This window comes from Acinetobacter sp. 1424608 (genome assembly GCF_000588255.1).
Lineage (GTDB): Bacteria > Pseudomonadota > Gammaproteobacteria > Pseudomonadales > Moraxellaceae > Acinetobacter > Acinetobacter nosocomialis.
This window is the reverse complement of the sequence record NZ_JFXL01000025.1, coordinates 12,531-37,695: the sequence shown is the minus strand read 5'-3', so window position 1 is coordinate 37,695 and position 25,165 is coordinate 12,531. Positions and strand designations below refer to the sequence as shown.

Genomic DNA, 25,165 nt, shown 5'->3' with positions numbered 1-25,165 from the left:
AAGATGTCACAACATAGCTGGGGTGCCTACGCCCAACGTAATACAGATGATCATCCACCAGCGTATACGCCAGGTTATAAAACAAGTGTATTGCGTTCGCCAAAAAATGCATTGATCTCTATTAACGAGACTTTAACTGAAGTTACTGCACCGCATTTTTCTTCAAATCTATTTGGTCCAAAAGATAACGATTTGATTTTGAACTATGCCAAAGATGGTTTGCCAATTGGTGAGCGTGTCATTGTTCATGGCTATGTTCGTGATCAGTTTGGTCGTCCTGTAAAAAATGCACTTCTAGAAGTATGGCAAGCCAATGCTTCTGGTCGTTACCGCCATCCAAATGACAAGTTTATTGGTGCAATGGACCCTAACTTTGGTGGTTGTGGTCGTACCTTAACAGATGAAAACGGTTTTTATATTTTCCGTACCATTAAACCGGGTCCGTACCCATGGCGTAACCGTATTAATGAATGGCGTCCTGCCCATATTCATTTCTCATTAATTGCTGATGGTTGGGCGCAGCGTTTGATTTCGCAATTTTATTTTGAAGGCGACACGCTCATCGATACTTGCCCGATCTTAAAAACAATTCCTTCTGAAGATCAACGTCGTGCATTGATTGCACTAGAAGATAAAAACAACTTTATCGAAGCCGATAGCCGTTGTTACCGTTTCGACATCACTTTGCGTGGTCGTCGAGCGACTTACTTCGAAAATGAATTGACTTAATCGGGAGCACGAGCATGAATAACTGGAATTTTCAGGAATTAAAAGAAACTCCATCTCAAACAGGTGGTCCTTACGTTCATATTGGGTTATTGCCACAACAAGCAAATATCGAAGTGTTTGAAAACAACTTTAATAACCAATTAGTACAAGACCAGACTCAAGGTGAACGTATTCGTCTTGAAGGTCAAGTGTTTGACGGGTTAGGTCTACCTTTACGTGATGTGCTTATCGAGATTTGGCAGGCCGATGCAAATGGTATCTACCCAAGTCATGCCGATACACGGGAGCAAAAAGCTGATCCTGCATTTCACGGCTGGGGTCGTACAGGTGCAGACTTTGAAACAGGTATTTGGAGCTTCAATACGATTAAACCGGGCGCGACAGCAGGCCGTAAAGGCTCAACTCAGGCACCACATATTGCATTAGTCATTTTCGCTCGCGGTATTAACTTAGGTCTTCATACACGTGTTTATTTTGACGATGAAGCTGAGGCAAATGCTAACGACCCAATTCTAAATAGTATTGAATGGGCACCACGTCGCCAAACACTTATTGCGAAACGTTTTGAAGAAAATGGTGAAGTTGTTTATCGCTTCGATATTCGCATTCAAGGCGATGATGAAACTGTATTTTTTGATATTTAAGAAACACCTAAGGCTACACCTGATTATTCAAGGATGTGTGTAGCCTTTTTAAGGATGAATTCTATGAACATGAAAACATTATTAAGCCTAAGTTTGCTTGTAGTCCCATTTTTTACAGCACAGGCAAATGCTGAACCTGTCGTTTTGGCTGCTCAAACACAAACTGCATCTACAGCTGTTAAAACGATTGTTCCGATTACCGCAAAAACCAAAGAACAAGCTCTGGCACAGGCTCAAGTGATTGCAAACACAGCAGATGCTGATTTGGCAGAGTTCCGTATCGATTTATTAAGCTTTGCCAGCGATACAAAACAAGTCATTGCCTTAGGTCATGAGTTGAAAAAGATTTTAGGCAACAAGCCATTGATTGCCACCATTCGTACGAAAAACGAAGGAGGTCAGCTTGAAATTAGTGATGCGGATTATGGTAAGACCTATCAAGCTTACTTAAAAAATCCGTTCATGGACTGGTTAGATGTTGAAATGTTCCGTAATCAAAAAGTAGTTTCAGAAATTGTTCAAAAAGCACATCAAAAGAAAGTGCTCGTTGTCATGTCTAATCACGACTTCCAAAAAACACCAAGCCAAGATGAAATTGAAAAACGCTTGTTAAAACAAGATCAAATGGGCGCAGATGTTCTCAAAATTGCTGTAATGCCTAAATCTAAACAAGATGTTTTCACTTTAATGAATGCAACTTTAAAGGTAAGCCAGCAGACCACTAAACCTTTATTGACGATGTCGATGGGCCAATTAGGTACGATTTCTCGTGTTGCAACTGCCAATATGGGCGGAAGTTATAGCTTTGGCATGATTGGTCAGGCTTCTGCACCGGGTCAAATTGATGTGACTAAGCTCAAACAGATTTTACAAACCGTTCAACCAACAAACCCATAAATCATAAGGATATGATGAAATGAATACATTACGTTTAACTACTCTTGCATTAGGTTTGATGGTTTCAGGAGTAGCTGCAGCACAAACTTATGTAGTTGACCGTTATCAAGATGATAGCAACAAAGGCTCTTTACGCTGGGCAATTGAACAAGCCAATGCAAACCCAAGCGAAGCTAGCGATATCTTGATTCAAGCAGTAGGCAAAGCACCTTATGCAATTAAATTAAACAGCCCGCTTCCTGAAATTAAAGCGCCTATCAAAATTATTGGTACCCAATGGGATAAAACTGGTGAATACATTGCAATTGATGGTTCAAATTATATTAAAGGTGAAGGTGCAAAAGCTTGCCCGGGAGCAAATCCTGAGCAGTATGGTACCAATGTACGTACTATGACTTTACCGGGTTTTGTACTACGTGATGTCAATAACGTGACTTTAAAAGGCCTAGATATCCACCGGTTCTGCATTGGCGTATTGGTTAACCGTTCAAGCAATAACCTCATTCAACACAACCGTATTAGTAATAACTATGGTGGAGCTGGGGTCATGATCACGGGCGATGATGGTAAAGGCAATCCAACTGCAACCACGACTAATAACAACAAAGTTTTAGATAACATTTTCCAAGACAATGGTGATGGTTTAGAACTGACACGTGGTGCAGCATTTAACCTGATTGCAAATAACCATTTTGTTTCTACCAAAGTAAATCCAGAGCCATCACAAGGTATTGAAATCTTGTGGGGCAATGACAATGCTGTAGTTGGAAACAAGTTTGAAAATTATTCGGATGGCTTACAGATTAACTGGGGTAAGCGTAACTATATTGCCTACAACGAAATGACCAATAACTCGATTGGTTTTAACATGACGGGTGATGGCAATATTCTTGATAGCAATAAAGTGCATGGCAATCGTATTGGTGTTGCCATTCGCTCAGAGAAAGATGCAAATGCAAGAATTACACTGACGAAAAACCTAATTTGGGACAACGGTAAAGATATTAAACGCTGTGAAGCAGGTGGTTCATGTGTACCAAATCAGCGTTTAGGTGCAATTGTATTTGGAGTTCCTGCGCTTGAGCATGAAGGATTTGTTGGTTCTCGTGGTGGTGGTGTGGTGATTGAGCCATCTAAACTACAAAAAACATGTACTCAGCCAAATGAACAAGGCTGTAATGCGCAGCCGAATCAGGGTATTAAAGCGCCTAAGTTAACAGCAAATAAAGGTTCAGTTAATATAGAGGTAAATGGTTTACCAAACCAACGTTACCAAGTTGAGTTTTTTGGCAACCAGAGTACGACATCAAAAGAAGCTGAGCAGTATTTAGGGACTATAACAGTTGCCACAGACGTACAAGGCAACGCAAAAGCCAATTGGAAGCCAACAGTCAAAGTTGCCTCAATTACAGCAAATGTAACGGATCACTTTGGTGCAACTTCTGAGCTTGGGTTTGTGCAAGTTAAATAACAAAAAAATAAAGCGCCTCAAAACAGGGGGCGCATTTTAGAAAAGATAAAAGGGACTTGAAATGCCAAACGTAATCAAACTGAGTGTATTAACAATTGCTGTATTAGGTAGCCAATTTGCACTTGCTAATGAGCCTTGGTCACAAGACCGCCAATGGTTACTGGGTGACTGGAATGGTGAGCGTCAACAATTAGAGCAACAGGGTTATAAATTTACAGCTTCTATCATGAGCCAAGCTGCCACAAATTTAGATGGTGGGTATAACGACAGCAATACTTTTGAGAATGCTGCGCAGCTTTCTTTGGGTGCAACTTTCGATTTAGACAAAATTGCTGGATGGAAAGATACAACCGCGAGCTTAGTTGTGACTAAACGTGACGGTAATGCGCTTACTTTAGAGCGTATTAAAGACCCACGCTCTAGCCAACTTGGTAACGCACAAGAGATTTATGGTCGTGGCAAAATCTGGCGTTTATCTCAAGCATGGATAAAAAAAGGCTTTGCTGATAATACCGTACAAGTCAAAGCTGGTCGTATGGGAATGTCAGAGGACTTTAATAGTTCTCAATGTGAGTTTCAGAACTTATTGCTTTGTGGTGGGCAGTTAGGAAAATCAATTGGTTCAATTTGGTATAACTCACCAGTTGGTGTTTGGGCTGCAAACGTTAAATATCAGTTTGCACCTGAGTGGACTTTAGGTGTTGGCGTGTATGAGGTCAATCCAGACAATATTAAAACCGAATCAAACAGTGATGGTTTTAATCTGGATATGAATAACGTCAAGGGCGCTACTATACCGGTTGAACTTGCATGGAAACCAAAACTTGCTGCTTTCAATGGTTTACCGGGTGAATATAAAGTAGGTGCACTTTACTCAACCGCAGAAGCAAATGATATTAAAACTGCAGGTAAAGTTCATGACGGAAAACAAAGCTTCTGGATTAATGCGCAGCAACAACTTAGCCATGCCGGCCAAGATCCGAAACGCGGTTTATATGTAAGTTTTAATGGCGTTGTAAATGATAAAGCAACGACCTTTGTACAAAGTACACAACAACTTGCACTTTGGTATAAGGGGCCATTTGACAGCCGACCAAATGATTCAATTGGTTTTGGTATTGCCAATTATGTCGTTAATGACCGTGCTAAAGATAAGCAGATCGCGACAAATGAAAGCCGTGGATATTATAGCTATGATCCGATCGCATCTAACTATATTCCAATTCAGGACGACGAACTAAACGTTGAATTGAACTATACCTATCAATGGTCTCCGGCCGTCATGCTGCGACCAAATATTCAATATATCCATCAACCTGCTGGTGTAAAAGAAGTTGATGATGCTTGGGTGGCGGGTTTGAGTGTAAAAGTTAATTTTTAACAATATTGATGGCTGGTTAGACATAGTTTAACTGGCCCAAATGCTTGAACTATTTGTGTTCAGTATATGTGGAGTAGGATCTATGTCTGAGTCAGATTCTAAGTTTCATATCTTATTCAAAATATGGTGTTTTATTCTAGGTCTAGTTTTATTGGCTACCGGTGTTTTTTACATTGTAGGTGGTGGAAAACTAGTATCACTCGGCGGTTCTTGGTATTTCCTTATCTCAGGACTGTTTATAACCATTTCGGCAATTAGTATCTTCCGTAAAAAAGCACTTGGTGTCTGGATTTTTGCAGTTGTTTTTATCGGTACGGTAATTTGGTCACTGATTGACGCTGGATGGGAATTTTGGCCGTTATTCTCGCGCTTAATGTTTCCTGCTGGTCTTTTTGCTGCGTTGTTATTTACCTTACCTTCAATTCGACGTTACCAATTTCAAAATGGTTCAGCATCTTCAGCGTATGCTGTTGGTGGACTAGTTGTTGTTGGTATGTTGATTGCGCTTTACCAAATGTTTCAACCGCACCCGACAGTAGCAAGCTCAGGTCAAAAGCTACCTTTAGTGCCAGTTGATCCTGCTAAAAAACAGGTGAATTGGGAAAATTATGGTAATGATTCTGGCGGTAGTCGCTTTGTTGCTCTCGATCAAATTAATCGAGATAACGTTCATAAGTTAAAAGAAGCATGGCGCTTTAGAACAGGTGATTTTACAACGGGTAGCGGTAATGGTGCTGAAGACCAAATGACCCCACTACAAGTTGGAAATAAAGTCTTTTTATGTACGCCGCATAACAATATTTTTGCAATAGATGCTGATTCGGGTAAACAGCTTTGGAAAGCTGAGGTGAACTCTAAGGCCGATGCTTGGGAGCGTTGCCGTGGTGTTGCATACTTTGATTCAACAAAAACGCTTGTACAACCAACTTTAGCTGGTGCAACTCCGGTCACTACTGTTGCGGCCAACACAGCATGTCCACGCCGTGTATATACTAATACTCCCGATGCTCGTTTAATTGCAGTCAATGCAGATACTGGTGAACGTTGTGCTGACTTTGGTGTGAATGGAACAGTTAACCTGCTCGAAGGCTTAGGCGATGGAACAAAAGCTCCACGTTTTGAAGTGACTTCTGCACCAACGATAGCAGGTACTACTATTGTAGTCGGCAGCCGTATCGCAGATAACGTGGCAGCAGATATGCCGGGTGGCGTAATCCGTGGTTATGATGTGATTACAGGTAAACTCCGCTGGGCATTTGACCCTCGTAACCCTGATCCTAACCATGTTCTAAAACCAGGTGAAACGTATAAACGTAGTTCGGCAAACTCTTGGGCCGCTATGTCGTATGACCCACAAATGAATACAGTGTTCTTACCTATGGGGAGTTCATCTGTTGATATTTGGGGTGGTAACCGTAATCCGTTAGATCACAAATACAATACTTCTGTGTTGGCACTCGATGCGACAACGGGTAAAGAAAAGTGGGTATATCAAACTGTTCATAATGACTTATGGGACTTTGATTTACCAATGCAACCAAGTCTAGTCGACTTTCCATTAAAAGATGGTACGACTAAGCCAGCTGTTGTGATTGGAACTAAATCAGGCCAATTCTTTGTTCTTGACCGTGTAACTGGTAAACCACTTACTAAAGTGATTGAACAGCCAGTGAAAGCTGCGAATATTCCGGGTGAGCAATATAGTTTAACTCAACCACGTTCAGTTGAAATGCCTCAAATTGGTAATCAGACTTTAACTGAGTCAGATATGTGGGGTGCTACACCGTTTGATCAGCTCATGTGCCGTATTAACTTTAAGTCAATGCGTTACGAAGGTTTATTTACTGCACCGGGTACTGATGTTTCATTAAGTTTTCCTGGTTCTTTAGGTGGCATGAACTGGGGAAGTATTGCTTTTGACCCGACTCATCGTTACATGTTCGTAAACGACATGCGTCTTGGTTTATGGGTTCAACTCATTAAACAAACCCCTGAAGATATTAAGATTCAGGCGAGTGGCGGTGAAAAAGTAAATACAGGTATGGGGGCTGTACCAATGAAAGGTACACCATATAAAGTGAATAAAAACCGCTTTATGTCTGCTTTAAGTATTCCATGTCAAAAACCACCATTTGGTACCATGACTGCAATTGATATGAAAACTCGTCAGGTTGCATGGCAAGTACCACTTGGCACAGTTGAAGATACTGGACCTTTAGGTATTAAGATGGGCTTAAAAGCACCGATTGGTATGCCGACTATTGGTGGACCGATGGCAACTCAAGGTGGCTTAGTCTTCTTTGCTGCAACTCAAGATTACTACTTGCGTGCTTTTGATTCATCTACAGGTAAAGAGCTGTGGAAGTCACGTATGCCAGTAGGTAGCCAAGGTACACCAATCAGCTATGTCTCACCTAAAACAGGTAAACAGTATGTAGTGGTTACCGCGGGCGGTGCACGTCAGTCTCCGGACCATGGTGATTATGTGATCGCATATAGTTTAGAGAAGTAATTAAAGAGGGCAAAAGGATAAATTTTCTTTTGCCCTTATTTTTTAATATCTTTTTTCTATTAGAGTGTTCGCGGAAATTCTATAATTTTAGTGAGATAGCTTTACCAAATAGTAAAAAAGTGCTTGAAGTTATTGCTAAACTTAAAATATACCTATAAATGTTTTATTCTGAACGCTAGAGATAGCCGAACTATTAAGCATTTTTTTATAATGTTTTACCTATAAATAAGATTAATAAGTTTATTAAGTTTTGTTTAACTTAAGATTGTGAATTTTAATTAAAAATAAACATTATTAGCTTTTTAGGCTTGAAAAACATGTTTTTTTTGTTGGAAAAACAAGCGTAAATATATACTTATATTATATTTAAATAATGTATTGCATTACTATAGAATGGTTGGCGCAGGTTATTACTACCCAGTAATAATTTGTATTTCAGGAATTTAAGCTTTAATTGGCTTAAGGCTCATCGAAAGATGGGCCTTTTTTTATGTGCTTTGTATTACAATTTCTTTATAAAATTAAAAATAGCCTAAGTCTTATTAAATAAAGATATGAAAAATGAGTCTTTAATGACAATTTGGATCTGATTTGTTAGATTAAAGCCACTTGATAATAATAGGTGATGTAATGAGATTTTTAGTTCTTGCAACTTTATCCGGTTTGGCTTTAATGGGTTGTGCTTCTGTTCAACAAGCACCTAATACACAAGAAACCATTCGTTATGCTTCTAGTCCATGTTTCGGCGCATGTCCAATTTATTCAGTAGAAGTGGCGCCTACAGGCTTAATTCGTTTTGAAGGTAAACAATATACAAAAACACTTGGTGTTAAAGAAATCCAAGGTAGCGTAAAAGATTATCAAAAACTTGCTGATGAATTAAAAACTTATCGTCCTCAAACAGGAACTCAATCTAAAACTGCGGGTTGCCAGCAAACTGCAACTGACATGTCTAGCTATTACATTACTTGGATTCAACCAAATGGTACAGAAACAAAATTAAGCCATTACACAGGTTGTATCTCTCCAGCAAATAATAGATTAAATAAAGTTATGGAAAAATTACCTGAACAATTAGGCATTAAAGATCTAATTTAATGATAAAAGCCCCAAAATCTTGGGGCTTTTTCTTGTTAAGAAGAATTATAAACTTAAAAGTTTTATATTAAGTATTTCTAAAAGAATCAGCGTATAATACAGATTATAAAAACATATATTGTTAAGAGTGCTTATATGTCAAGTATTGTCTATGCCTTTGTGGGTGGTTTATTACTCGGTATCGCAACAGTTGGATATTTATATATAAATGGTCGTATAGCCGGAATTAGTGGTTTGCTTGCTCAATTCATTAGCCCATCTAGAGATATATTTAAAAGTTCTGCATTCTGGTTTATTGCAGGACTCGTGATTACACCTTTCATATATGGTTATTTCTATCAGCCTGAAATCGAAATTAAAGCCAATTCATTTGTACTTATTCTGGCAGGGCTACTTGTTGGTTTTGGAACACGGCTAGGCTCTGGATGTACAAGTGGGCATGGCATTTGTGGAATGAGCAGGCTATCAAAACGCTCAATAATAGCGACCGCAGTTTTTATGTTTGCTGGCATGCTGACTGTTTATATCATTCGCCATGTGCTGGGGTAATCTTATGAAAAATGTCTTTGCTTTTATATTTGGTGGTTTGTTTTCATTGGGGTTAATGATTTCTGGTATGTCTAACCCTGCAAAGGTTTTAGGGTTTCTAGATATTTTTGGGCAATGGGATATTAGCTTAATGTTTGTGATGCTAGGTGCAATTGCTGTGGCATTTATTCCGTTTCAAAGGGCTATTAAAAAACCAAAAACGATTTTTAATGAACAAATTCAATTACCAACGAATACACAGATTGACCAAAGGTTAATTGTAGGCGCTTTTATTTTCGGTATAGGCTGGGGAATAGCAGGTATATGTCCAGCGCCTGCCTTAACTCTTGTTGGATTAGGACATTTTGAAGCACTTTATTTTATTGTCGCGATGTTAGTAGGAATGTTTATTTTCCGAATTTTAAATAAAGGAAATTAAAGATATGCAACAACCTCTAGTAAAAGATTTTTTTGATGAAAATACCAATACTTTTAGCTATGTTGTTGCGGATTTAGCGACTCGTCAATGCGCCATTATTGATAGTGTGCTTGACTATGATCCCGCGTCGGCCACTACAAAAACGACTAATGCTGATTTAATTATTGATTATGTCTTGGCGCAAAACTTCAAAGTACAATGGATTTTAGAAACTCATGTACATGCCGACCATATGACTGCGGCTCAATATTTAAAATCTAAATTGGGTGGTACAGTTGCGATTAGTCAAAAAATCTCAGTTGTACAAGAAACATTTTCGACTATTTATAATTTTGATTTTAAGAAATTTAATGAAAATCAGCCCTTTGACTATTTGTTTGAAGATTATGAACATTTCAAAATAGGGGAGATAGAAGCCTATAATATCCCTACACCAGGGCATACACCCGCGTGCTTAAGCTATGTGATCAGTGATGCTGTTTTTGTAGGTGATACTTTATTCATGCCTGATTATGGTTCGGCCAGATGCGACTTTCCTAAAGGAAGTGCTGCTGCACTTTATGATTCGGTACAAAAACTTTACACACTTCCCGACGATATGCGTATGTTTTTATGTCATGACTATAAGCCCGAAGGTCGTGATGAATATGTCTGTCAAACTGATATAAAAACTCAAAAACAAAGCAATATCCATTTAAATCGACGAGTTTCCAAAGACTCATTCATAAAAATGCGTCAGGAAAGAGATGCGACTTTGGCAATGCCAAAATTAATTCTGCCTTCAATTCAAATTAATATGAACGGTGGAAATTTTCTGGAACCTGAAGCAAATGGTATCCGCTATTTAAAAATCCCATTTAATTACTTTTAGAAATAGCCTAAGCATTCATTCCGATCATTTTAGGTTCTCAAATAGCCTAAGCAAATAAAATTCATTTTATGAAAATAGCCTAAGTAAGATTTAAAGGACTTGTCTTAAATCCCGCGCAGTCTCTTGCAATAACGGTAAAATATGTTGAATTAAATATTCTTCAGTTGTTCTCATGGTTGGAGAGACAATATTTAAAGCAGCCACCACTTTAAAGTCTTGTCCATAAATTGGTACGGCGAGCGCATGAACACCTAATTCGTGTTCTTCACGCGAATAACACCAATCTTGTTCTCGGATTTCTTTTAGTAACTCTAAAAATTTATCATTTTCGACATGCGTATATTTAGTTAAACGCTGAAGTGGATACTTTTGAAGCCAGTCCAATTGTTCTTCTTGGCTTAAATGTGCCAGTAAAATTTTACCCGCCGAAGTTGCATGGGTAGGCAAGCGGTTACCCAAGTGCAAACCATATGGATTTACACGGTCAGTTTGTTGGTGGGCAGCACTACGGGCAATGGTAATCGCTTCATAACCATCAAGTACCATCACCGAATAAATGAGAGAGGTTTGGTTAGTTAGAAGATTTAATAAAGGTTGAGATACTTTTGGAAGCTGAGCTGCACCTAAATAAGCTCCTGAAAATTTGAGTACCTTTGGAGTTAAATAGTAATAGTGACCATCTGACTCAAGATATCCTAAGTATTCTAAAGTTAATAAGTGACGTCTTGCTGCTGCTCGGGTGAGTCCTGTTTTTTCAGCCGCCATAGAAATGTTTAAACGATGTTGATTACTACTAAAGCTATCTAAAATCGCCATGCCTTTACCAATGCCAGCAATGTAATCTTCATGACGAATCGTTTTTTTGTTGTCCTGATTCTGGATTATCCGTTCATCTTTACTCATTACTGGTCCTTGTACGATAGAAGCTTAGTAGATCAATTTGCTTTACTGAAAAAGTTTAATAATTTCATGTCGCAAAAATTGATGCCTTAAATTATCCCTCAAATCTTCGTGCCAAAACATACCCATTTTAATATTGGTCATCTCAAAAGGCAGAGAATGTAGCTGAATATCAGGGCTATAAGATAAATGCTGCAAAATCATTCGCGGCATAGTGAGTATTGCGTCGGCTTGAGCTCCCAAAACTTGTAACGCCGTTGAATAATTTTGACAACGCATAAATATATTTCTAGAGATTTTTTGGTGTTGGTTTAAATAAATATCTTCAAGTAAAGCACCTGTACGGCGTGATGAAACACCAATGTGTCTACCACTAATGTAGCTAGATAAATCGACTTCTTTAAGTTGGCTGCAAATGACGAACTCATCTGTTACCAAATGATCAAAAGTAATTTTTGGAGATAAGTATTGTTCTAGGTCAATTACGAAATCGAGCTGTTGTGTAGCCAAGTCCGCCATAATATGTTTTCGATCGAGTTTCATACTGACAAACTGCAAATCTAAATTAAGATTTTGAAAATGTTGAGCAAGCCTTGGGAGAATAATTGGCTCAATTTCGTCATGCACGGCGATTTTTAAGCTTTTTAAACTTGTTGGGTCGAACACATGTTTCTGCTGGCTAATATTTTGAATGGTTAAAAGTGCTTGCTTAACAGTTGGATAAATCTGTTCTGCAAAAGGCGTTGCAGACATTTTATTACCTACACGTATAAATACATCATCTTCAAGTTGCTGGCGTAAACGCTGCAAAGCATGACTTGCTGCCGATTGTGTAATATTGAGACTACTTGCCGCATTTGAAATACTTTTTTGCTCATAAATCGCGATAAAAAGCGGATATAAATTGATATCAATTCGGTGAAAAAAACTTAAGTCTAGGCCATGTAGGTTATGAATATTATTCATGAGACATTATTTAATAAAATCATTTCATTCATATTAAGTTTCAAGTTATGTTGATGTAAAGACCAGATAATGATGTAAAGGAAAAAGAATGTTTGAACTCTCAAAAAAAGCTCAGGATTTTGCTGAGCGAACTAAAAAATTTATGCAAGAAGAAATAGAACCTGTCGAAGCAAAATTTTGGGAAGAAGTTCATGAGTTAAATCCAGATGGAAACTGGAAAAAATGGCAATGGCCAGACCTTTTAGAAACTCTAAAATCTAAAGCCAAACAGGCAGGCCTTTGGAATATGTTTTTACCCGATGAAAAGCTAGGTGCTGGGTTAACTGTTCAAGAATATGCACATATTGCTGAATTGACTGGCCGCAGTTTATTGGCACCAACCGTTTTTAACTGTAATGCACCAGATACGGGAAATATGGAGGTGTTATGGCGCTATGGCAGTGAACAGCAAAAACAACAATGGTTACAGCCTTTATTGGACGGAAAAATTCGTTCTGTTTTTTGTATGACTGAACCAGATGTTGCGTCAAGTGATGCAACCAATATGCAAGCGACTGCACTCATCGAAGGAAATGAAATTGTTTTAAATGGCAAAAAATGGTGGTCGTCTGGTTTAGGTGATCCAAATGCCAAAGTCATTATTTTTATGGCGCATACCCCAGATGAAACCAAAGATCGCCATCACCAACACTCTATGGTTTTAGTACCGATTGATACAGCGGGTGTTGAAATTCAGCGTATGTTACCTGTGTTTGGTGATTACGATGCACCACATGGACATGGTGAAGTTCACCTTAAAAATGTTCGAGTACCTCTTGAAAACTTTATTGGTGGTGCAGGCCAAGGTTTTGAAATTGCACAAGGTCGCTTAGGGCCAGGGCGTATTCACCATTGCATGCGCTGTATCGGAGCTGCTGAAAAAGCACTAGAACTTATGATTGATAGAGGCATGTCTAGAACGGCGTTTGGCAAAGAAATTTTAAAACTTGGTGGGAACCTCGAACGTGTAGCCGATGCGCGAGTAGCTATAGATCAAGCCAGACTTTTAACCTTGTATGCTGCTTATAAAATGGATACTTTAGGAAACATGGCTGCTTTAACAGAAATATCTGCAATTAAAGTTGTGGCTCCAAGGGTATTAGAAAAAGTAGTCGACATGGCAATTCAGCTACATGGCGGTGCAGGCGTTTCACGAGATACACCATTAACAGGTTTCTTTGCTCAAGCACGCAGTTTACGTTTAGCTGATGGTCCAGATGAAGTACATAAAGGCATGATTGCCAAATTAGAGTTGGCCAAACGTGGTTATGGTCGTCATAAGAAAGTATAAGTTTAAAGGAAGAGAATATGTCGGTAATTGATATTGGCGGTGAAGTACGTGAAGGTGAAGAACTTGATATTGGGGCAGTTGAAAACTGGTTAAAAAAGCAAGGTGTTGAGCTGGTTGGCCCAGCAGTCGTTACTCAATATACGGGCGGGGCCTCGAATTGGACTTATCGTTTAAAGTATGAAAATACGGATTTAATTTTACGACGTCCACCAAAAGGAACAAAAGCCAAGTCAGCCCACGATATGGCTCGTGAGTATACAGTGCAGAAAAACCTTGCACCTTATTATCCAGTACTTCCTAAAATGGTGGCACTTTGTCAGGATGAATCGGTCATTGGCTGTGATTTTTATGTCATGGAACGCATTGAAGGAATTATTCCTCGTGCAAAATTGCCGCCTGAGCTTGGCTTTAATGAAGAAGATGTTCATGAGCTTTGTGTAAATGTTATTGATAAGCTCATTGAGCTGCATCAAGTTCCTTATGAGAACACACCTTTAGCTGAACTTGGCAAAGGTACAGGATATTGCCGTAGACAAGTTGAAGGTTGGGATAAACGTTATGAAAAAGTCCGCACAATTAACGTTCCTTCATTTAAATATGTCCGAAAATGGCTAAACGATAATATTCCTCAAGACTCTACAACTTGCATTATTCACAATGATTGGCGTTTTGATAATGTAATTTTAGATCCAGAGCATCCAACAGAAGTGATTGGGGTGCTGGATTGGGAAATGGCGACCTTGGGTGATCCATTAATGGATTTAGGTAGTGCTTTAGCTTATTGGGTTGAGCCTACGGATAATATGATCTTCAGATCAACACGCCGTCAGCCTACTCACCTAAAGGGAATGTTCTCTCGCAAAGAAGTCGTTGACTATTATTTGCAAAAAACTGGTCTGGAACCTCAAAACTGGACTTTTTATGAAGTCTTCGGTGTATTCCGTTTAGCAGTGATCGCTCAGCAAATCTATTACCGTTATTACCATAAACAGACCCGAAACCCTGCATTTAAAGATTTCTGGATCGTGATCCATGCACTACATATGAGAGCTTTAAAACTTATCGCGCAGCAAAAATTGCAAGAATCGAAATTTGCTCAGCAATCTCTACAAAAAATACAGGGTATTTTAAGAAGATGACCACAATTTATCTGGTAAGACATGGACAGGCATCATTTGGTAAAAGTAACTATGATGAGTTGTCTGAAAATGGTGAAGCTCAAGCGACTTTATTAGGCCAATATTTTAAGAAAATATTGAAAGAACAACCTTATGTAGTTGCAGGAACTATGCAGCGCCATGAACAAACTGCACAGCTCGCACTAAAAGAATGTTTTCCAGATGCGGTAATTCATCATAATAATTTATGGAATGAGTTTAACCATCAACAGGTTTTTGCCCGTTATGAGCCACGTTTTGAACAGCCTGAACTGTTAAAAGCCGATGTCGCAAAAGAGCATAACCCTCGCGCGTATCTTGCCAAAATATTTGAAGGTGCGATTGAACGATGGACCGACGGCGATTTTCATCATGAATATGATGAGTCTTGGCCGCATTTTAAAAGCAGAGTTGAAACGGCGCTACAGCAACTTTGTGATGAGTTAGCAAAAACCAAACCTCGTTATGCAATCGTTTTTACCTCTGGTGGGGTGATTTCCGTAGCAATTGGCAAGCTGCTTGAACTGAGCCCTAGTCGAACTTTTGCTTTGAATTGGGCAATTACCAATACAAGCCTCACCACTTTACGTTTAGTTGGCAACGAAGCTCAGGTTTTAAGTTTAAATGAACATCATTTTATAAAAGCTGAGCGTCCAGATTTACTGACATGGATTTAAAATAAGGATAAAAGCATGGCGAAGACAATTTTAATTACAGGTGCAAGTTCTGGTTTAGGCGCAGGTATGGCGCATGAATTTGCAGCCAAAGGTTATAACTTGGCAATTTGTGCACGCCGTTTAGACCGACTAGAGTCTTTAAAAACCGAACTAGAAAATGAGTACGGTATTAAGGTAATTGCGAAAAGTCTGGATGTTACCAATTACGATCAAGTTTTTGAAGTTTTTCGTGCCTTTAAACAAGAATTTGGCTATTTAGACCGAATTATTGTAAATGCCGGAGTCGGAAATGGTCGCCGTATTGGTAAAGGTAATTTTGAAATTAATAGAGCCACGGCCGAAACAAACTTTATCTCTGCTTTAGCGCAGTGTGAGGCAGCGATTGAAATTTTTAGAGCGCAAAATGCAGGTCATTTGGTCGTGATATCATCCATGAGTGCGATGCGTGGGTTACCAAAACACTTATCGACTTATGCAGCAAGCAAAGCTGCAGTTGCTCACTTGGCCGAAGGTATTCGCGCTGAGTTACTGGATACTCCAATTAAAGTCTCAACCATTTTTCCGGGTTACATTCGTACTGAATTGAACGAAGGTGCAAAACATTTACCTTTTGAAGTTGACGCAAAAACAGGATGTAAAGCTTTAGTCAAAGCGATTGAAAAACAACCTGTCAAAGCGTATGTACCACAATGGCCATGGCTACCAATGAGTATTGCCATGAAAGTTTTGCCGTTAAAGTTGGTTAATAAATTAGGATAAAAAATACCCCCAAAATTTAGGGGGTAATTTTTATTTAGAATTTTTTGGTGTAATTGACAAATAAACGATCTTCGCCAAAGTCATTGCCGTGTTTAACGTTGTAGTCAATACGAATATATTGCAGGGCAAAGCCTTTTAAGAAAGGCTGCTGAAAGGCATAGTTCAGAATGATGTTTGATTCGGTTTCATGGTTTTTCTCACCATTGGCTGCTTTAAAATCATGGCCGTAAACATATTTCACCATCGCGTTTAAGCCGGGTACATAATCTTTAAAGTCATAGCCGTACATGACATGGTAAGATTTTTCATCTTCTTTGAAAAAGCCTGTGGCATTCCAGTTAATGAAATAGGTTTCTGGTAAGAAACCATCCGGTAGCGGATAAGCCGACTCTCCAATAATTTGTTGGTACCCCAAACCAAAGGTATGATTTTTTACTTTGACGGTTTCAAGTAAGCCTATGTTCTGGGCATCAATATTAAAAGTATTACCGTCATCTTTCGCATTGAAGTATTTAAACTTAGAGGTGAGGGCAAATTTAGGCTGTTTCCAAGTATGCTCAAGTCCAACATAATGTTTGTTATACAGATCTTCTAAATTACCAAAGTAATATTCACCTTTTAAAGACGGCGTGAATTGATAGCGCAAGTCAATATAATTTAAGCCATCAGATTCTTTAGTAATTCCATTGGATGTGAAAGAAAACTTTTTAAAGTCTTCTTCATTTCGTGGCGAGACTTTTTCAACTCGACCAATTTCTGCATAGAGCTGATCTGAAAGCTGTGACTTAAGATTGGTTCCCCAATACGAAGTGAGTAACTGACGGCTAGCATCGACTGCTGTTACAGGTAAATCTAGCCAGAGTTCACCAACACTCAAAAGTGTTTTGTCATAACCTAGTTTTAAGGTCGCACCGTATTTTAGATAGTCAGATGCTTGAGATTGCGTTTCTTTATTAAAAGGCAAAACAGTATCTGCGACATGTTTGTCAGAACTTAAACGCACGGCGTATTGAACGGAAGCATCGGCCCCAATCGTAATCGGTTTATCTGCTATGACTAGCGGAGTGTCATGCATTTTCGATTTATAAAATAAAGATGCTGCCTGAGACCAACTACCGGTATCTTTAAGGGCGTCATTATCAAAATCGCGGTTGATATAGGCATTTTTTAAAGTGAATTTCCATTCATCTTCAGGTTGCTGATTTGGATTTGCAGCCCATGAGCTGCTACACATAAGTATTAAAGTGGCAACAGCTAAAGTATGTGGTTGAAAGCGGTGAAATAATTCCATAATCCATTTCCAAGATATATGCCAGTCCTCGGCATTACGTATTGTGAAATATTGGTGTGGTGTTCCCTAAATTGTTTAAAGGGAACTCCTGTTTTTAGTGGCTGTTGCTTCAATTAATGTAATTTTTCAAGCTTCATGCTTTCACTAAAGGATTTGCAGCCTTTAAAAAGTAGAGCCAAAGCCAGTACACAGGACAAACCACCCACAATAGATAAAGAAGAACCCACCATTAATGGATTGCCAAAAACCTTATCTGTAATAATTGCCACTAATGTTGTACCAACACCTAGTCCAATTAAGTTACTCACCAAAAGGAATAGGGCAGAAAGGCGTGCTCTAAATTGGTTGGGTGCTAACATTTGCAATGCTGTTGCCGAGATCACAAGGGGGAAGGAGGCAAAGAACATTGCAGGAATGAGCAAAGTTACTGAAAGCCAGAGTTGATCTGTTTGGGTAAAAAATGCAATTGGGATAATCAGGCCAACAATACCAATCACACCCGTGAACATCGGTGCATCTTGGCGTCCTTTTTTAATAAACCAGTCGTTTAGCCATCCTGCACAAAACACGCCTAAAGTATTTGCAACCAGCAATATAGTGCCGAGCATATAGCCTGTTTCAGTCGGTGCGAGTTGAAACTTACGAATGTAAAATGCTGGTGTCCAACTAGTCAGACTGTAGAGTGCCATTGCATAAAAGGTAAAACCTAAATAATGACAAGCAAAAGTTTTTGCATGTTTCTTGATAAACTGAAGGCACTGCGTGAATTTAACTTGGTCAACTTGTCCGCTTTGGTTGAGCTGCTGTCCTTTACGTGTAGGGTCTTTAACTGTCAAAATAAATAACAAACCAATAATAATGCCGGGTAAGCCCACCACTAAAAAGGCAATTTGCCATGCCTTGAGTGCACCTAATAAAGGAACTTCAATGAGTGTCACGCCTTTAAGCAGGTTAATCACATAACCGCCAACTAAAAAGGCGATACCTCCACCTAAGAAAGCGCCAATTGAATAGATCCCGACAGCGCGGCCTAGTTTGTCTTTACTAAACATGTCACTAAACATTGAATAAGCTGCCGGTGATAAAGCTGCTTCACCAACGCCCACAGCCATACGGCTTAAGAACAGTTGAATAAAGTTTTTACTTAAACCGCAAGTGGCCGTTGCCAAGCTCCAGACAATAATTCCGATTGAAATCAGTTTTGGTCGGGAAAAACGGTCGGCAATATAGGCTAATGGTAAGCCCATCACAGCGTAGAATAGTGAAAAGGCAAGGCCATGTAACAAGCTAAATTGAGTATCTGAAAGTTGAAGGTCTGCTTTGATGGGTTCAATCATCAACGCCAGAATTTGACGGTCAATAAATGAAAATATATAGGCCAACATACAAAGTATGACCACATACCATGCATATGCATTGGTTTTCTTTTGTATCCTTTCAACAGCGATATTACTTTGGTTCATACACTTAATCCTTATGTATAAAACACTTTAAAGAAATTGATTTCTAGCTTCTATTCATCCTCAAAATTTTTGATATGTCCCCATTTGAAATGAATAATGAAACGGCTAGAAATGATTGAATTTGGTTTGGTAAGGGGCCTTGAAGAAGGTGACTTAACACAAACGGAAATAGTAATGCTGACTAGATTATTGAATTATTATTTTCTTTTTATATGTAAAATTCCATTACTTGTTGAGTATGTTTAGATACCTAAAAAGTATGTTAATTGAGCTACTGGAAGAATTTAATTAAATAAAAATATGATTTTACTTGTTTTTATTTTTAGGATCGGACTTTTTATAGTAAGCAGCTAAAGAATGACTAGCTTTAACTGCTCTAGAGCCAAGTTAATTTAGTGTCGATGGAAATAATTAACTTGATGGCATGAGATCAAATAATTTTTTTAACTGAGAATTTAAATTGTGTAGCTCGTCTTCTGAAAAAGCATTGAGGATCCCAGCTAAGGTAACCACACTAATTTGATTAATCTGTTCAACCAGCTCAACTCCTTTGGCCGTTAATTTCACCATCGAGATGCGTTCATCGGAAGTAGAAGAGTAGACTTCCACAATTCCATCTTCTACCAAACGATATACAGCCTTTGTGGCTGTTGTGAGTTTTAAAGTAGAAAGATTGGCAATGTCAGTGATACTGGCTTCCCCAAGTGCATTGGTACTTAAAATAATTTTACGGCGAGTATTATCAATGCCAAGTTTCTTTATAGATTTTTCAATAAGTTGTGAATATTTACCATTAACCTGGGAAACCCAGAAAAAGGGGAAGTTTTGAATACTCGACGGTTCTTTATTGGGAAGAAATTGTTCTAAATGATCAAGCATAGCTAAGCAATAACTTAGTAAAAAAAGGGTAATCCTATTATAAACAAAATTTTGCATATTTCCCTGAACACACATTAGAAAAATTACTTGACAATTCCATTAAATTTTCTGATATTTTAATTAATGGGTAAAAATACATGGAAAAGTGAATGAATATTATTAGCCAAAGTGTGCAAAAAGGAAGCGGCAAACTTAAGGTGATGGTGAAGGACACTATAGATATTCAAGGTCTAAAAACCATTGCTGGCAGTAAAGCTCTATTAGAAGTTGAACCCGCGAACGATGATGCTGAGGTGGTTAAAAACATCTTAAAAGCTGATTGCGAAATTATTGGCAAGACAAATTTGCACGAATTGGCTTTTGGAATTACAGGCATTAATCACGCTTTTGGTACACCTATCAATCCTAAATATCCTGAACTTATTCCGGGTGGATCTTCGAGTGGTTCAGCCGCGGCAGTTGCAGCAAAACAAGCTGACTTTACTTTAGGGACAGACACAGGCGGCTCTATTCGTATGCCCGCTGCGTGTTGTGGAGTTTATGGTTTAAAACCGACTTTCGGTCGGGTAAGTCGCAAAGGCGTATACCCGCCGTCAAGTTCTTTAGATTGCGTTGGTCCTTTTGCAAATTCAGTCGAGATGATTGAAAAAGCCATGCAAATTATTGATCCAACTTTTAAGCGGGCTGAATGCACTCGTACACCAAAACTTGCAGTGCTCGATGTCAAAGCAGATGAGGTTGTTTGGAACTGTATTTATCAAGCGCTTCAAAAAGCAAATTTAGAGACCGTTTTAGAAAAAGTTGAACATTTTGAAGCAGCTTATGATGCAGGCATGCAGATTATTAACTATGAAAACTGGCAAGCTTTTGGTGAGTTAACCCAAACGGGCTTAATTGGTTCTGATGTAAATAATCGGTTATTAAAAGCGGCACACACCACTTTAGAGCAAGTAAAGCAAGCAGAAGTTGTGAAAGCACAGCTCACCCAAGAACTCGATGCACTATTAGACAAATATGATGCATTGATCCTACCGACACTACCGCAAATTCCACCAAAAGTTTCTGAAGCTGAAAACACGGTCGCTTTTTTGAACCTAACCGGTTTAGTTCGACCATTTAATTTATCAGGACATCCAGCTATTTCAGTGCCACTTGAAACCAGTGAAGGTTTGCCTGTGGGCTTACAGATCGTATCAAAGCATCAAAAAGATGAGCAATTATGTGCAATAGCAAAATTTTGTGTTGATGCAATGCAATAAATTACAAGGAGTTAGATGATGAATAAGTTGTCTAAAATGGAGTTTGCTTCTCAAGACCAAGCAGTTGACTTAGATGCTTTGTGTCAAGAAATTCGTGAGCGTGCCTGTGCAGGTGAGTTTGATAATCAGGCCTATGTGAGCCAAGACATTATCGAAAAACTTAAAAAAATTGGTGTTTACCGTGCCTTGGTGCCTAAACGTTTTGGTGGTGAGGAATGGTCACCACGGCAGTTTTGTGAGTTGATCGAAACTTTATCTAAAGCCGATGGTTCAGTGGGTTGGGTGGCTAGTTTCGGTATGAGCCCTGCGTATTTAGGAAGTTTGCCGGAAGAAACGCTGAAAGAGTTGTACCAAAATGGGCCAGATGTCGTATTTGCCGGGGGTATTTTCCCACCTCAGCCTGCCGAAATTACCGATGAAGGTGTGGTGGTGCGTGGACGTTGGAAATTCTCAAGTGGTTGTATGGGCGCTGACATTGTCGGCGTGGGGATTTCACCGCTTAAAAACAATGAAATGCAAGGTTTACCACGTATGGCCGTGATGCCTGCCAACAAAGCCAAAATCGAAATGACATGGGACACTGTTGGCCTAAAAGGTACCGGAAGCCATGATTTGGTGGTTGAAGATGTATTGGTCGAAAAGAAATGGACCTTTGTACGTGGTGAACCTTCAAAACTCAGCGAGCCATTTTTTAAATATCCGTCACTGTCTTTAGCGACTCAAGTCTTAACCGTGGTGGGTATTGGGGTTGCAGCTGCTGCACTAGAAGAATTTGAAAAATTAGCACCGGGTAAAGCATCTATTACGGGTGGTTCCGAAATTGCCAACCGCCCAGTGACTCAATATGAGTTTGCTCAAGCTGATGCAGAGTTTCAGGCTGCAAAGTCTTGGTTTTATCAAACCATGGATCTTGTCTGGAATGAAATTATTGCTGGTCGTGAAGCAACTGCTGAACAGATTAGCGATATGCGTCTGGCATGTACGCATGCAGCTCGCGTTTGCGCCAAAGTGACCCGAAAAATGCAAATGCTCGCGGGCATGACAGCGATTTATACCAACAACCCATTTAGCCGTTTTGTGAATGACACCAACGTGGTGACCCAGCATGCCTTTATGGGGGATGCAACTTTACAAAATGCAGGTTTGGTCAGTTTCGGGTTAAAGCCAACCCCAGGTTATCTATAAGTTTAAATTTTTAAAAAGGAATATTGAGATGGAAGCTAAAAAACCATTACGCGTGTTGTTTTGCATGGGTATTAACCAGAACTTTTTTGATGCAGAACCTGCTGAAGCAAAAGCGGTTTGGGCAGCATTTGGTGAAATGTGGAATGGTATTCATGACCTACCGGGCGTGCATGTTTTTGGGAATCTTGATGATGACCAAAGCATGGTGGGTGCAAGTACGGGTTGGCCTTGGACAACCTACTTGCTTGCTGATGTTCCGGATATTGAAACTGTACACGCGGCTTGCAACTTGTTTAGAACGACAGTGGTGGGTGAAGGGCCATACAAACTTTGGAAATATTGCAAAGTTGAAGCTCGTGTTGGGCGTGAATTGATTATTCAACGTTAAGGCGACCGCAATGACTGACAAAGTGAATATTGCAGAAATCATAGAACGGCTAGAACAGTTGGAAGCACACAATGCTATCCGTAACTGCATAAACCGTTATATGGAAATCTGCGACGAGCTCAATGCAAATACAGATATTTATGAGTTGATGAATCTTTTTGATCAAGACTGTATTTGGGAAGGTATTGGTGACAAATATTCCAAATCCTTTGGTCGTTATGATTCTTGGCAGTCGATTTATGACATGTTCAAAAGCTATACCCAAAAAGAATCTCACTTTGTCATGAATGCACACTTTGTAAATTCAGAACAAATTTATGTAAATCAAAATGATGCAAATGCTTCATGGCTGATGTTGCAAACTTCAACTTTTCAAGATGGCCGTAGTCATCTGAATGCGGCAAAGCTCAAGGTGAAGTTTCATAAGCAAGCAGATGGAACATGGAAAATTAAACATTTCCAAACCCAGAATATTTTCAGTCGTCCGGTATCGCATTGGCACAGTGAAGCCGAGTTGCCGGTACCTTCCCAGGAATGACCCAGGACATATTTAAAAGGACTATTGATATGAACAGTATTATCCCAACGCATAACATTGGCATTGATTACGATGCTTTAGTTAAAAGTGACCGTGCCCATACTTCTCTTTATAAAGATGAACGCATTTTTGATGAAGAGATGGAAAAAATCTTTTATAGCACTTGGGTGTGGGTTGCGCATGCCAGCGAAATTCCGGAAGGCGGAAGCTATAAAACCATTAATATTGGTAAACAGCCTGTTGTAGTGGTGCGTGACCGTAAAAAGAAAGTCCATGTACTTTTAAACCGTTGCCGTCACCGTGCAGCAACCGTATGTGAACATAAAAAAGGAAAAACTAACAGTTTTGTATGCCCATATCACGGTTGGAGTTATGCACTTGATGGTAGTTTACGTGGTGTGCCATCTCCGGAAAGTTACGGCGATTGTTTAGATAAGTCAGAATTACCGCTGGTGAGTCTACGGGTAGAAGAATATAACGGCATGATCTTCGCTTCATTTAAAGAAGACATTCAACCGCTTGAAGAGTTCCTTGGGCCTGCGAAAAAATGGATTGACCTGTTTATGAAACAAGGTGCGGGTTATCCAATTAAAGTGTTGGGTGAACACCGCTTCCGTTTTCCGGGTAACTGGAAAATCCAGCTTGAAAATACCACCGATGCTTATCACTTCCCGTTGGTACACAAGTCATTCTTAAGTTCTGTAGATGAAAAAACCGAAGAACTCTTTAACTTTGAAAACCAGCCGGGCTTTGTTGAAGACTTAGGCAACGGTCACAGTGTCATGGTGATGATTCCTGAACTGGTCGATTTAGAAGAAGACTTAATGGAGCGACCAATTCAAGAGCGTTTCGAAGACTTAGCCCAAGCTTTGCGTGACGAAGGCCATGAAGAATTAGAAGTACGCCGTATTGTTCGAGCAGTTGGTGGTTCTGGCTTTAACTTAAATTTATTTCCGAATATTGCATGTTCAATGGCGTTCTTCCGTGTGTTACAGCCAATTTCAGTTGCTGAAACAGAAATTCATCACTCGGTGATTACGATGGATGGCGGTCCACAAATTGCCAATCAATATCGCTTACGTTTGCATGAACATTTCCAAGGCCCATTTGGTTTTGGTACGCCAGATGACTCTGAGGCTTGGGAACGCGTACAACACGGTGCCAATGCCGGTAATGATTTATGGATCATGCTCAATCGCGGTTTACCGGGCGAAGTCAAAACTGAAGATGGCTTAAAAAGTGATGTCAGTGCTGAAACAGGTATGCGTGCTGCATATCAGCAGTGGAAAAAGATGATGACAGCTTAAGGAGAGAGCAATGAATATGAATCTGCAATTATTAAATGAAGTCACTGCTTTCATCTGGGCTGAAGCAGATATGTTAGACCACAGCGAGTACCGTGAATGGCTTAATTTATGGAATGAAAAGGGCGTTTATATCATTCCGATTGACCCGAACCTCACAGACTACGAAAACAACTTAAATTATGCCTATGACGATAATCATATGCGTAAGTTACGTGTAGAACGACTCGAAAATGGTGAGGCAATTTCTACGGCACCGAAAGCGAATACGGTACGCAGCATTTCACGAGTACGAGTGATTCAAGAACAAGATGATGAAATCGTTTTACGCTGTGCTCAAAACCTACGTGAATTTCGTAAAGAAAACCTCAAGCATTACACGGCCGATATTACGTACCATCTAACTCGTGATACCGATACTGGTTTTAAGATTAACCGTAAAATTATTAACTTGGTTAACTCAACCGATACCTTGGCTGGTATTAGCTACATTCTTTAG

General features: G+C 39.4%; 25 protein-coding genes. 20 read left to right on the top strand and 5 right to left on the bottom strand.

The window, feature by feature from the left end:
* Nucleotides 1–3: 3 nt before the first annotated feature.
* From pcaH to J678_RS21010, 10 genes are all read left to right on the top strand, one after another.
* Nucleotides 4–729 carry a protocatechuate 3,4-dioxygenase subunit beta gene (pcaH, locus tag J678_RS21055; RefSeq protein WP_000077913.1) on the top strand — a complete coding sequence of 242 codons (726 nt, stop codon included), beginning with the start codon at nucleotides 4–6 and terminating at the stop codon, nucleotides 727–729.
* A gap of 14 nt (nucleotides 730–743) precedes the next feature.
* Nucleotides 744–1,373: a protocatechuate 3,4-dioxygenase subunit alpha gene (pcaG, locus tag J678_RS21050; protein WP_002048841.1), complete on the top strand. Its 630-nt coding sequence runs from the start codon at nucleotides 744–746 to the stop codon at nucleotides 1,371–1,373.
* A gap of 69 nt (nucleotides 1,374–1,442) precedes the next feature.
* Nucleotides 1,443–2,270 (top strand): type I 3-dehydroquinate dehydratase, encoded by an 828-nt coding sequence (aroD, locus tag J678_RS21045; RefSeq protein ID WP_079377517.1) that lies wholly within the window; start codon nucleotides 1,443–1,445, stop codon nucleotides 2,268–2,270.
* 19 nt (nucleotides 2,271–2,289) lie between these two features.
* Nucleotides 2,290–3,741 (top strand): NosD domain-containing protein, encoded by a 1,452-nt coding sequence (locus J678_RS21040; RefSeq protein WP_004886994.1) that lies wholly within the window; start codon nucleotides 2,290–2,292, stop codon nucleotides 3,739–3,741.
* A 61-nt stretch (nucleotides 3,742–3,802) separates the two neighbouring features.
* Nucleotides 3,803–5,122, top strand: coding sequence for a carbohydrate porin (locus J678_RS21035; protein ID WP_017394052.1), 1,320 nt, complete (start codon nucleotides 3,803–3,805; stop codon nucleotides 5,120–5,122).
* An 82-nt stretch (nucleotides 5,123–5,204) separates the two neighbouring features.
* The gene (locus tag J678_RS21030) at nucleotides 5,205–7,634 is read left to right on the top strand and encodes a glucose/quinate/shikimate family membrane-bound PQQ-dependent dehydrogenase (protein WP_002048874.1); all 2,430 of its coding nucleotides are present in this window, start codon (nucleotides 5,205–5,207) and stop codon (nucleotides 7,632–7,634) included.
* Between the two features lie 630 nt (nucleotides 7,635–8,264).
* Nucleotides 8,265–8,732, top strand: a complete 468-nt coding sequence (locus J678_RS21025; protein WP_002048825.1) for a DUF6438 domain-containing protein — start codon at nucleotides 8,265–8,267, stop codon at nucleotides 8,730–8,732.
* 135 nt (nucleotides 8,733–8,867) lie between these two features.
* Nucleotides 8,868–9,281 carry a YeeE/YedE family protein gene (locus tag J678_RS21020; RefSeq protein ID WP_000095339.1) on the top strand — a complete coding sequence of 138 codons (414 nt, stop codon included), beginning with the start codon at nucleotides 8,868–8,870 and terminating at the stop codon, nucleotides 9,279–9,281.
* A gap of 4 nt (nucleotides 9,282–9,285) precedes the next feature.
* Nucleotides 9,286–9,699: a DUF6691 family protein gene (locus J678_RS21015; RefSeq protein ID WP_002048828.1), complete on the top strand. Its 414-nt coding sequence runs from the start codon at nucleotides 9,286–9,288 to the stop codon at nucleotides 9,697–9,699.
* Between the two features lie 4 nt (nucleotides 9,700–9,703).
* The gene (locus J678_RS21010) at nucleotides 9,704–10,570 is read left to right on the top strand and encodes an MBL fold metallo-hydrolase (protein WP_017394051.1); all 867 of its coding nucleotides are present in this window, start codon (nucleotides 9,704–9,706) and stop codon (nucleotides 10,568–10,570) included.
* 90 nt (nucleotides 10,571–10,660) lie between these two features.
* Here the strand turns inward: J678_RS21010 and pcaU are convergent, their stop codons facing one another.
* Both pcaU and J678_RS21000 read right to left on the bottom strand, forming a co-directional pair.
* Entirely contained in the window at nucleotides 10,661–11,473 is an 813-nt protein-coding gene (gene pcaU / locus J678_RS21005) for an IclR family transcriptional regulator PcaU (protein WP_017394050.1), read from the bottom strand.
* Nucleotides 11,474–11,515: 42 nt separating this feature from the next.
* Nucleotides 11,516–12,436 (bottom strand): LysR family transcriptional regulator, encoded by a 921-nt coding sequence (locus tag J678_RS21000; RefSeq protein ID WP_017394049.1) that lies wholly within the window; start codon nucleotides 12,434–12,436, stop codon nucleotides 11,516–11,518.
* Between the two features lie 88 nt (nucleotides 12,437–12,524).
* Between J678_RS21000 and J678_RS20995 the strand changes: the two genes are divergently transcribed.
* From J678_RS20995 to J678_RS20980, 4 genes are read left to right on the top strand one after another with little or no spacing between them, the layout of a single operon-like run.
* Entirely contained in the window at nucleotides 12,525–13,766 is a 1,242-nt protein-coding gene (locus J678_RS20995) for an acyl-CoA dehydrogenase family protein (protein WP_032027490.1), read from the top strand.
* A gap of 17 nt (nucleotides 13,767–13,783) precedes the next feature.
* Nucleotides 13,784–14,905 carry a phosphotransferase family protein gene (locus J678_RS20990; RefSeq protein WP_017394047.1) on the top strand — a complete coding sequence of 374 codons (1,122 nt, stop codon included), beginning with the start codon at nucleotides 13,784–13,786 and terminating at the stop codon, nucleotides 14,903–14,905.
* A complete protein-coding gene (locus J678_RS20985) occupies nucleotides 14,902–15,600 on the top strand; it encodes a histidine phosphatase family protein (RefSeq protein ID WP_017394046.1) in 699 nt (232 codons plus the stop codon). The genes J678_RS20990 and J678_RS20985 overlap by 4 nt, the downstream gene beginning before the upstream one ends.
* 15 nt (nucleotides 15,601–15,615) lie before the next feature.
* Nucleotides 15,616–16,359, top strand: coding sequence for an SDR family oxidoreductase (locus tag J678_RS20980; RefSeq protein ID WP_017394045.1), 744 nt, complete (start codon nucleotides 15,616–15,618; stop codon nucleotides 16,357–16,359).
* Between the two features lie 34 nt (nucleotides 16,360–16,393).
* On the opposite strand, the gene J678_RS20975 is transcribed toward J678_RS20980, so the two are convergent.
* From J678_RS20975 to J678_RS20965, 3 genes are all read right to left on the bottom strand, one after another.
* Nucleotides 16,394–17,650: an OprD family outer membrane porin gene (locus tag J678_RS20975; RefSeq protein ID WP_017394044.1), complete on the bottom strand. Its 1,257-nt coding sequence runs from the start codon at nucleotides 17,648–17,650 to the stop codon at nucleotides 16,394–16,396.
* A gap of 113 nt (nucleotides 17,651–17,763) precedes the next feature.
* On the bottom strand, nucleotides 17,764–19,113 hold the full coding sequence (locus J678_RS20970; RefSeq protein WP_017394043.1) for a spinster family MFS transporter: 1,350 nt from the start codon (nucleotides 19,111–19,113) through the stop codon (nucleotides 17,764–17,766).
* A 411-nt stretch (nucleotides 19,114–19,524) separates the two neighbouring features.
* On the bottom strand, nucleotides 19,525–19,992 hold the full coding sequence (locus J678_RS20965) for a MarR family winged helix-turn-helix transcriptional regulator (protein ID WP_002048831.1): 468 nt from the start codon (nucleotides 19,990–19,992) through the stop codon (nucleotides 19,525–19,527).
* A gap of 149 nt (nucleotides 19,993–20,141) precedes the next feature.
* Between J678_RS20965 and J678_RS20960 the strand changes: the two genes are divergently transcribed.
* From J678_RS20960 to J678_RS20935, 6 genes are read left to right on the top strand one after another with little or no spacing between them, the layout of a single operon-like run.
* The gene (locus J678_RS20960) at nucleotides 20,142–21,251 is read left to right on the top strand and encodes an amidase (RefSeq protein WP_017394042.1); all 1,110 of its coding nucleotides are present in this window, start codon (nucleotides 20,142–20,144) and stop codon (nucleotides 21,249–21,251) included.
* Between the two features lie 36 nt (nucleotides 21,252–21,287).
* Nucleotides 21,288–22,436: an acyl-CoA dehydrogenase family protein gene (locus tag J678_RS20955; protein WP_079378077.1), complete on the top strand. Its 1,149-nt coding sequence runs from the start codon at nucleotides 21,288–21,290 to the stop codon at nucleotides 22,434–22,436.
* Nucleotides 22,437–22,464: 28 nt separating this feature from the next.
* Nucleotides 22,465–22,824 (top strand): hypothetical protein, encoded by a 360-nt coding sequence (locus J678_RS20950; RefSeq protein ID WP_000387550.1) that lies wholly within the window; start codon nucleotides 22,465–22,467, stop codon nucleotides 22,822–22,824.
* A gap of 10 nt (nucleotides 22,825–22,834) precedes the next feature.
* Nucleotides 22,835–23,362: a nuclear transport factor 2 family protein gene (locus tag J678_RS20945; protein WP_017394040.1), complete on the top strand. Its 528-nt coding sequence runs from the start codon at nucleotides 22,835–22,837 to the stop codon at nucleotides 23,360–23,362.
* 29 nt (nucleotides 23,363–23,391) lie between these two features.
* On the top strand, nucleotides 23,392–24,669 hold the full coding sequence (locus J678_RS20940; protein WP_001084470.1) for an aromatic ring-hydroxylating oxygenase subunit alpha: 1,278 nt from the start codon (nucleotides 23,392–23,394) through the stop codon (nucleotides 24,667–24,669).
* Between the two features lie 10 nt (nucleotides 24,670–24,679).
* Complete coding sequence (locus J678_RS20935; protein ID WP_017394039.1) at nucleotides 24,680–25,165, top strand: aromatic-ring-hydroxylating dioxygenase subunit beta; 486 nt, start codon at nucleotides 24,680–24,682, stop codon at nucleotides 25,163–25,165.

Bases quoted from the DNA above. Each gene is read 5' to 3' on its own strand.
- pcaH (WP_000077913.1), top strand. From the start codon at position 4: ATGTCACAACATAGCTGGGGTGCCTACGCCCAACGTAATACAGATGAT.
- pcaG (WP_002048841.1), top strand. From the start codon at position 744: ATGAATAACTGGAATTTTCAGGAATTAAAAGAAACTCCATCTCAAACA.
- aroD (WP_079377517.1), top strand. From the start codon at position 1,443: ATGAAAACATTATTAAGCCTAAGTTTGCTTGTAGTCCCATTTTTTACA.
- J678_RS21040 (WP_004886994.1), top strand. From the start codon at position 2,290: ATGAATACATTACGTTTAACTACTCTTGCATTAGGTTTGATGGTTTCA.
- J678_RS21035 (WP_017394052.1), top strand. From the start codon at position 3,803: ATGCCAAACGTAATCAAACTGAGTGTATTAACAATTGCTGTATTAGGT.
- J678_RS21030 (WP_002048874.1), top strand. From the start codon at position 5,205: ATGTCTGAGTCAGATTCTAAGTTTCATATCTTATTCAAAATATGGTGT.
- J678_RS21025 (WP_002048825.1), top strand. From the start codon at position 8,265: ATGAGATTTTTAGTTCTTGCAACTTTATCCGGTTTGGCTTTAATGGGT.
- J678_RS21020 (WP_000095339.1), top strand. From the start codon at position 8,868: ATGTCAAGTATTGTCTATGCCTTTGTGGGTGGTTTATTACTCGGTATC.
- J678_RS21015 (WP_002048828.1), top strand. From the start codon at position 9,286: ATGAAAAATGTCTTTGCTTTTATATTTGGTGGTTTGTTTTCATTGGGG.
- J678_RS21010 (WP_017394051.1), top strand. From the start codon at position 9,704: ATGCAACAACCTCTAGTAAAAGATTTTTTTGATGAAAATACCAATACT.
- pcaU (WP_017394050.1), bottom strand. From the start codon at position 11,473: ATGAGTAAAGATGAACGGATAATCCAGAATCAGGACAACAAAAAAACG.
- J678_RS21000 (WP_017394049.1), bottom strand. From the start codon at position 12,436: ATGAATAATATTCATAACCTACATGGCCTAGACTTAAGTTTTTTTCAC.
- J678_RS20995 (WP_032027490.1), top strand. From the start codon at position 12,525: ATGTTTGAACTCTCAAAAAAAGCTCAGGATTTTGCTGAGCGAACTAAA.
- J678_RS20990 (WP_017394047.1), top strand. From the start codon at position 13,784: ATGTCGGTAATTGATATTGGCGGTGAAGTACGTGAAGGTGAAGAACTT.
- J678_RS20985 (WP_017394046.1), top strand. From the start codon at position 14,902: ATGACCACAATTTATCTGGTAAGACATGGACAGGCATCATTTGGTAAA.
- J678_RS20980 (WP_017394045.1), top strand. From the start codon at position 15,616: ATGGCGAAGACAATTTTAATTACAGGTGCAAGTTCTGGTTTAGGCGCA.
- J678_RS20975 (WP_017394044.1), bottom strand. From the start codon at position 17,650: ATGGAATTATTTCACCGCTTTCAACCACATACTTTAGCTGTTGCCACT.
- J678_RS20970 (WP_017394043.1), bottom strand. From the start codon at position 19,113: ATGAACCAAAGTAATATCGCTGTTGAAAGGATACAAAAGAAAACCAAT.
- J678_RS20965 (WP_002048831.1), bottom strand. From the start codon at position 19,992: ATGCTTGATCATTTAGAACAATTTCTTCCCAATAAAGAACCGTCGAGT.
- J678_RS20960 (WP_017394042.1), top strand. From the start codon at position 20,142: ATGAATATTATTAGCCAAAGTGTGCAAAAAGGAAGCGGCAAACTTAAG.
- J678_RS20955 (WP_079378077.1), top strand. From the start codon at position 21,288: ATGGAGTTTGCTTCTCAAGACCAAGCAGTTGACTTAGATGCTTTGTGT.
- J678_RS20950 (WP_000387550.1), top strand. From the start codon at position 22,465: ATGGAAGCTAAAAAACCATTACGCGTGTTGTTTTGCATGGGTATTAAC.
- J678_RS20945 (WP_017394040.1), top strand. From the start codon at position 22,835: ATGACTGACAAAGTGAATATTGCAGAAATCATAGAACGGCTAGAACAG.
- J678_RS20940 (WP_001084470.1), top strand. From the start codon at position 23,392: ATGAACAGTATTATCCCAACGCATAACATTGGCATTGATTACGATGCT.
- J678_RS20935 (WP_017394039.1), top strand. From the start codon at position 24,680: ATGAATATGAATCTGCAATTATTAAATGAAGTCACTGCTTTCATCTGG.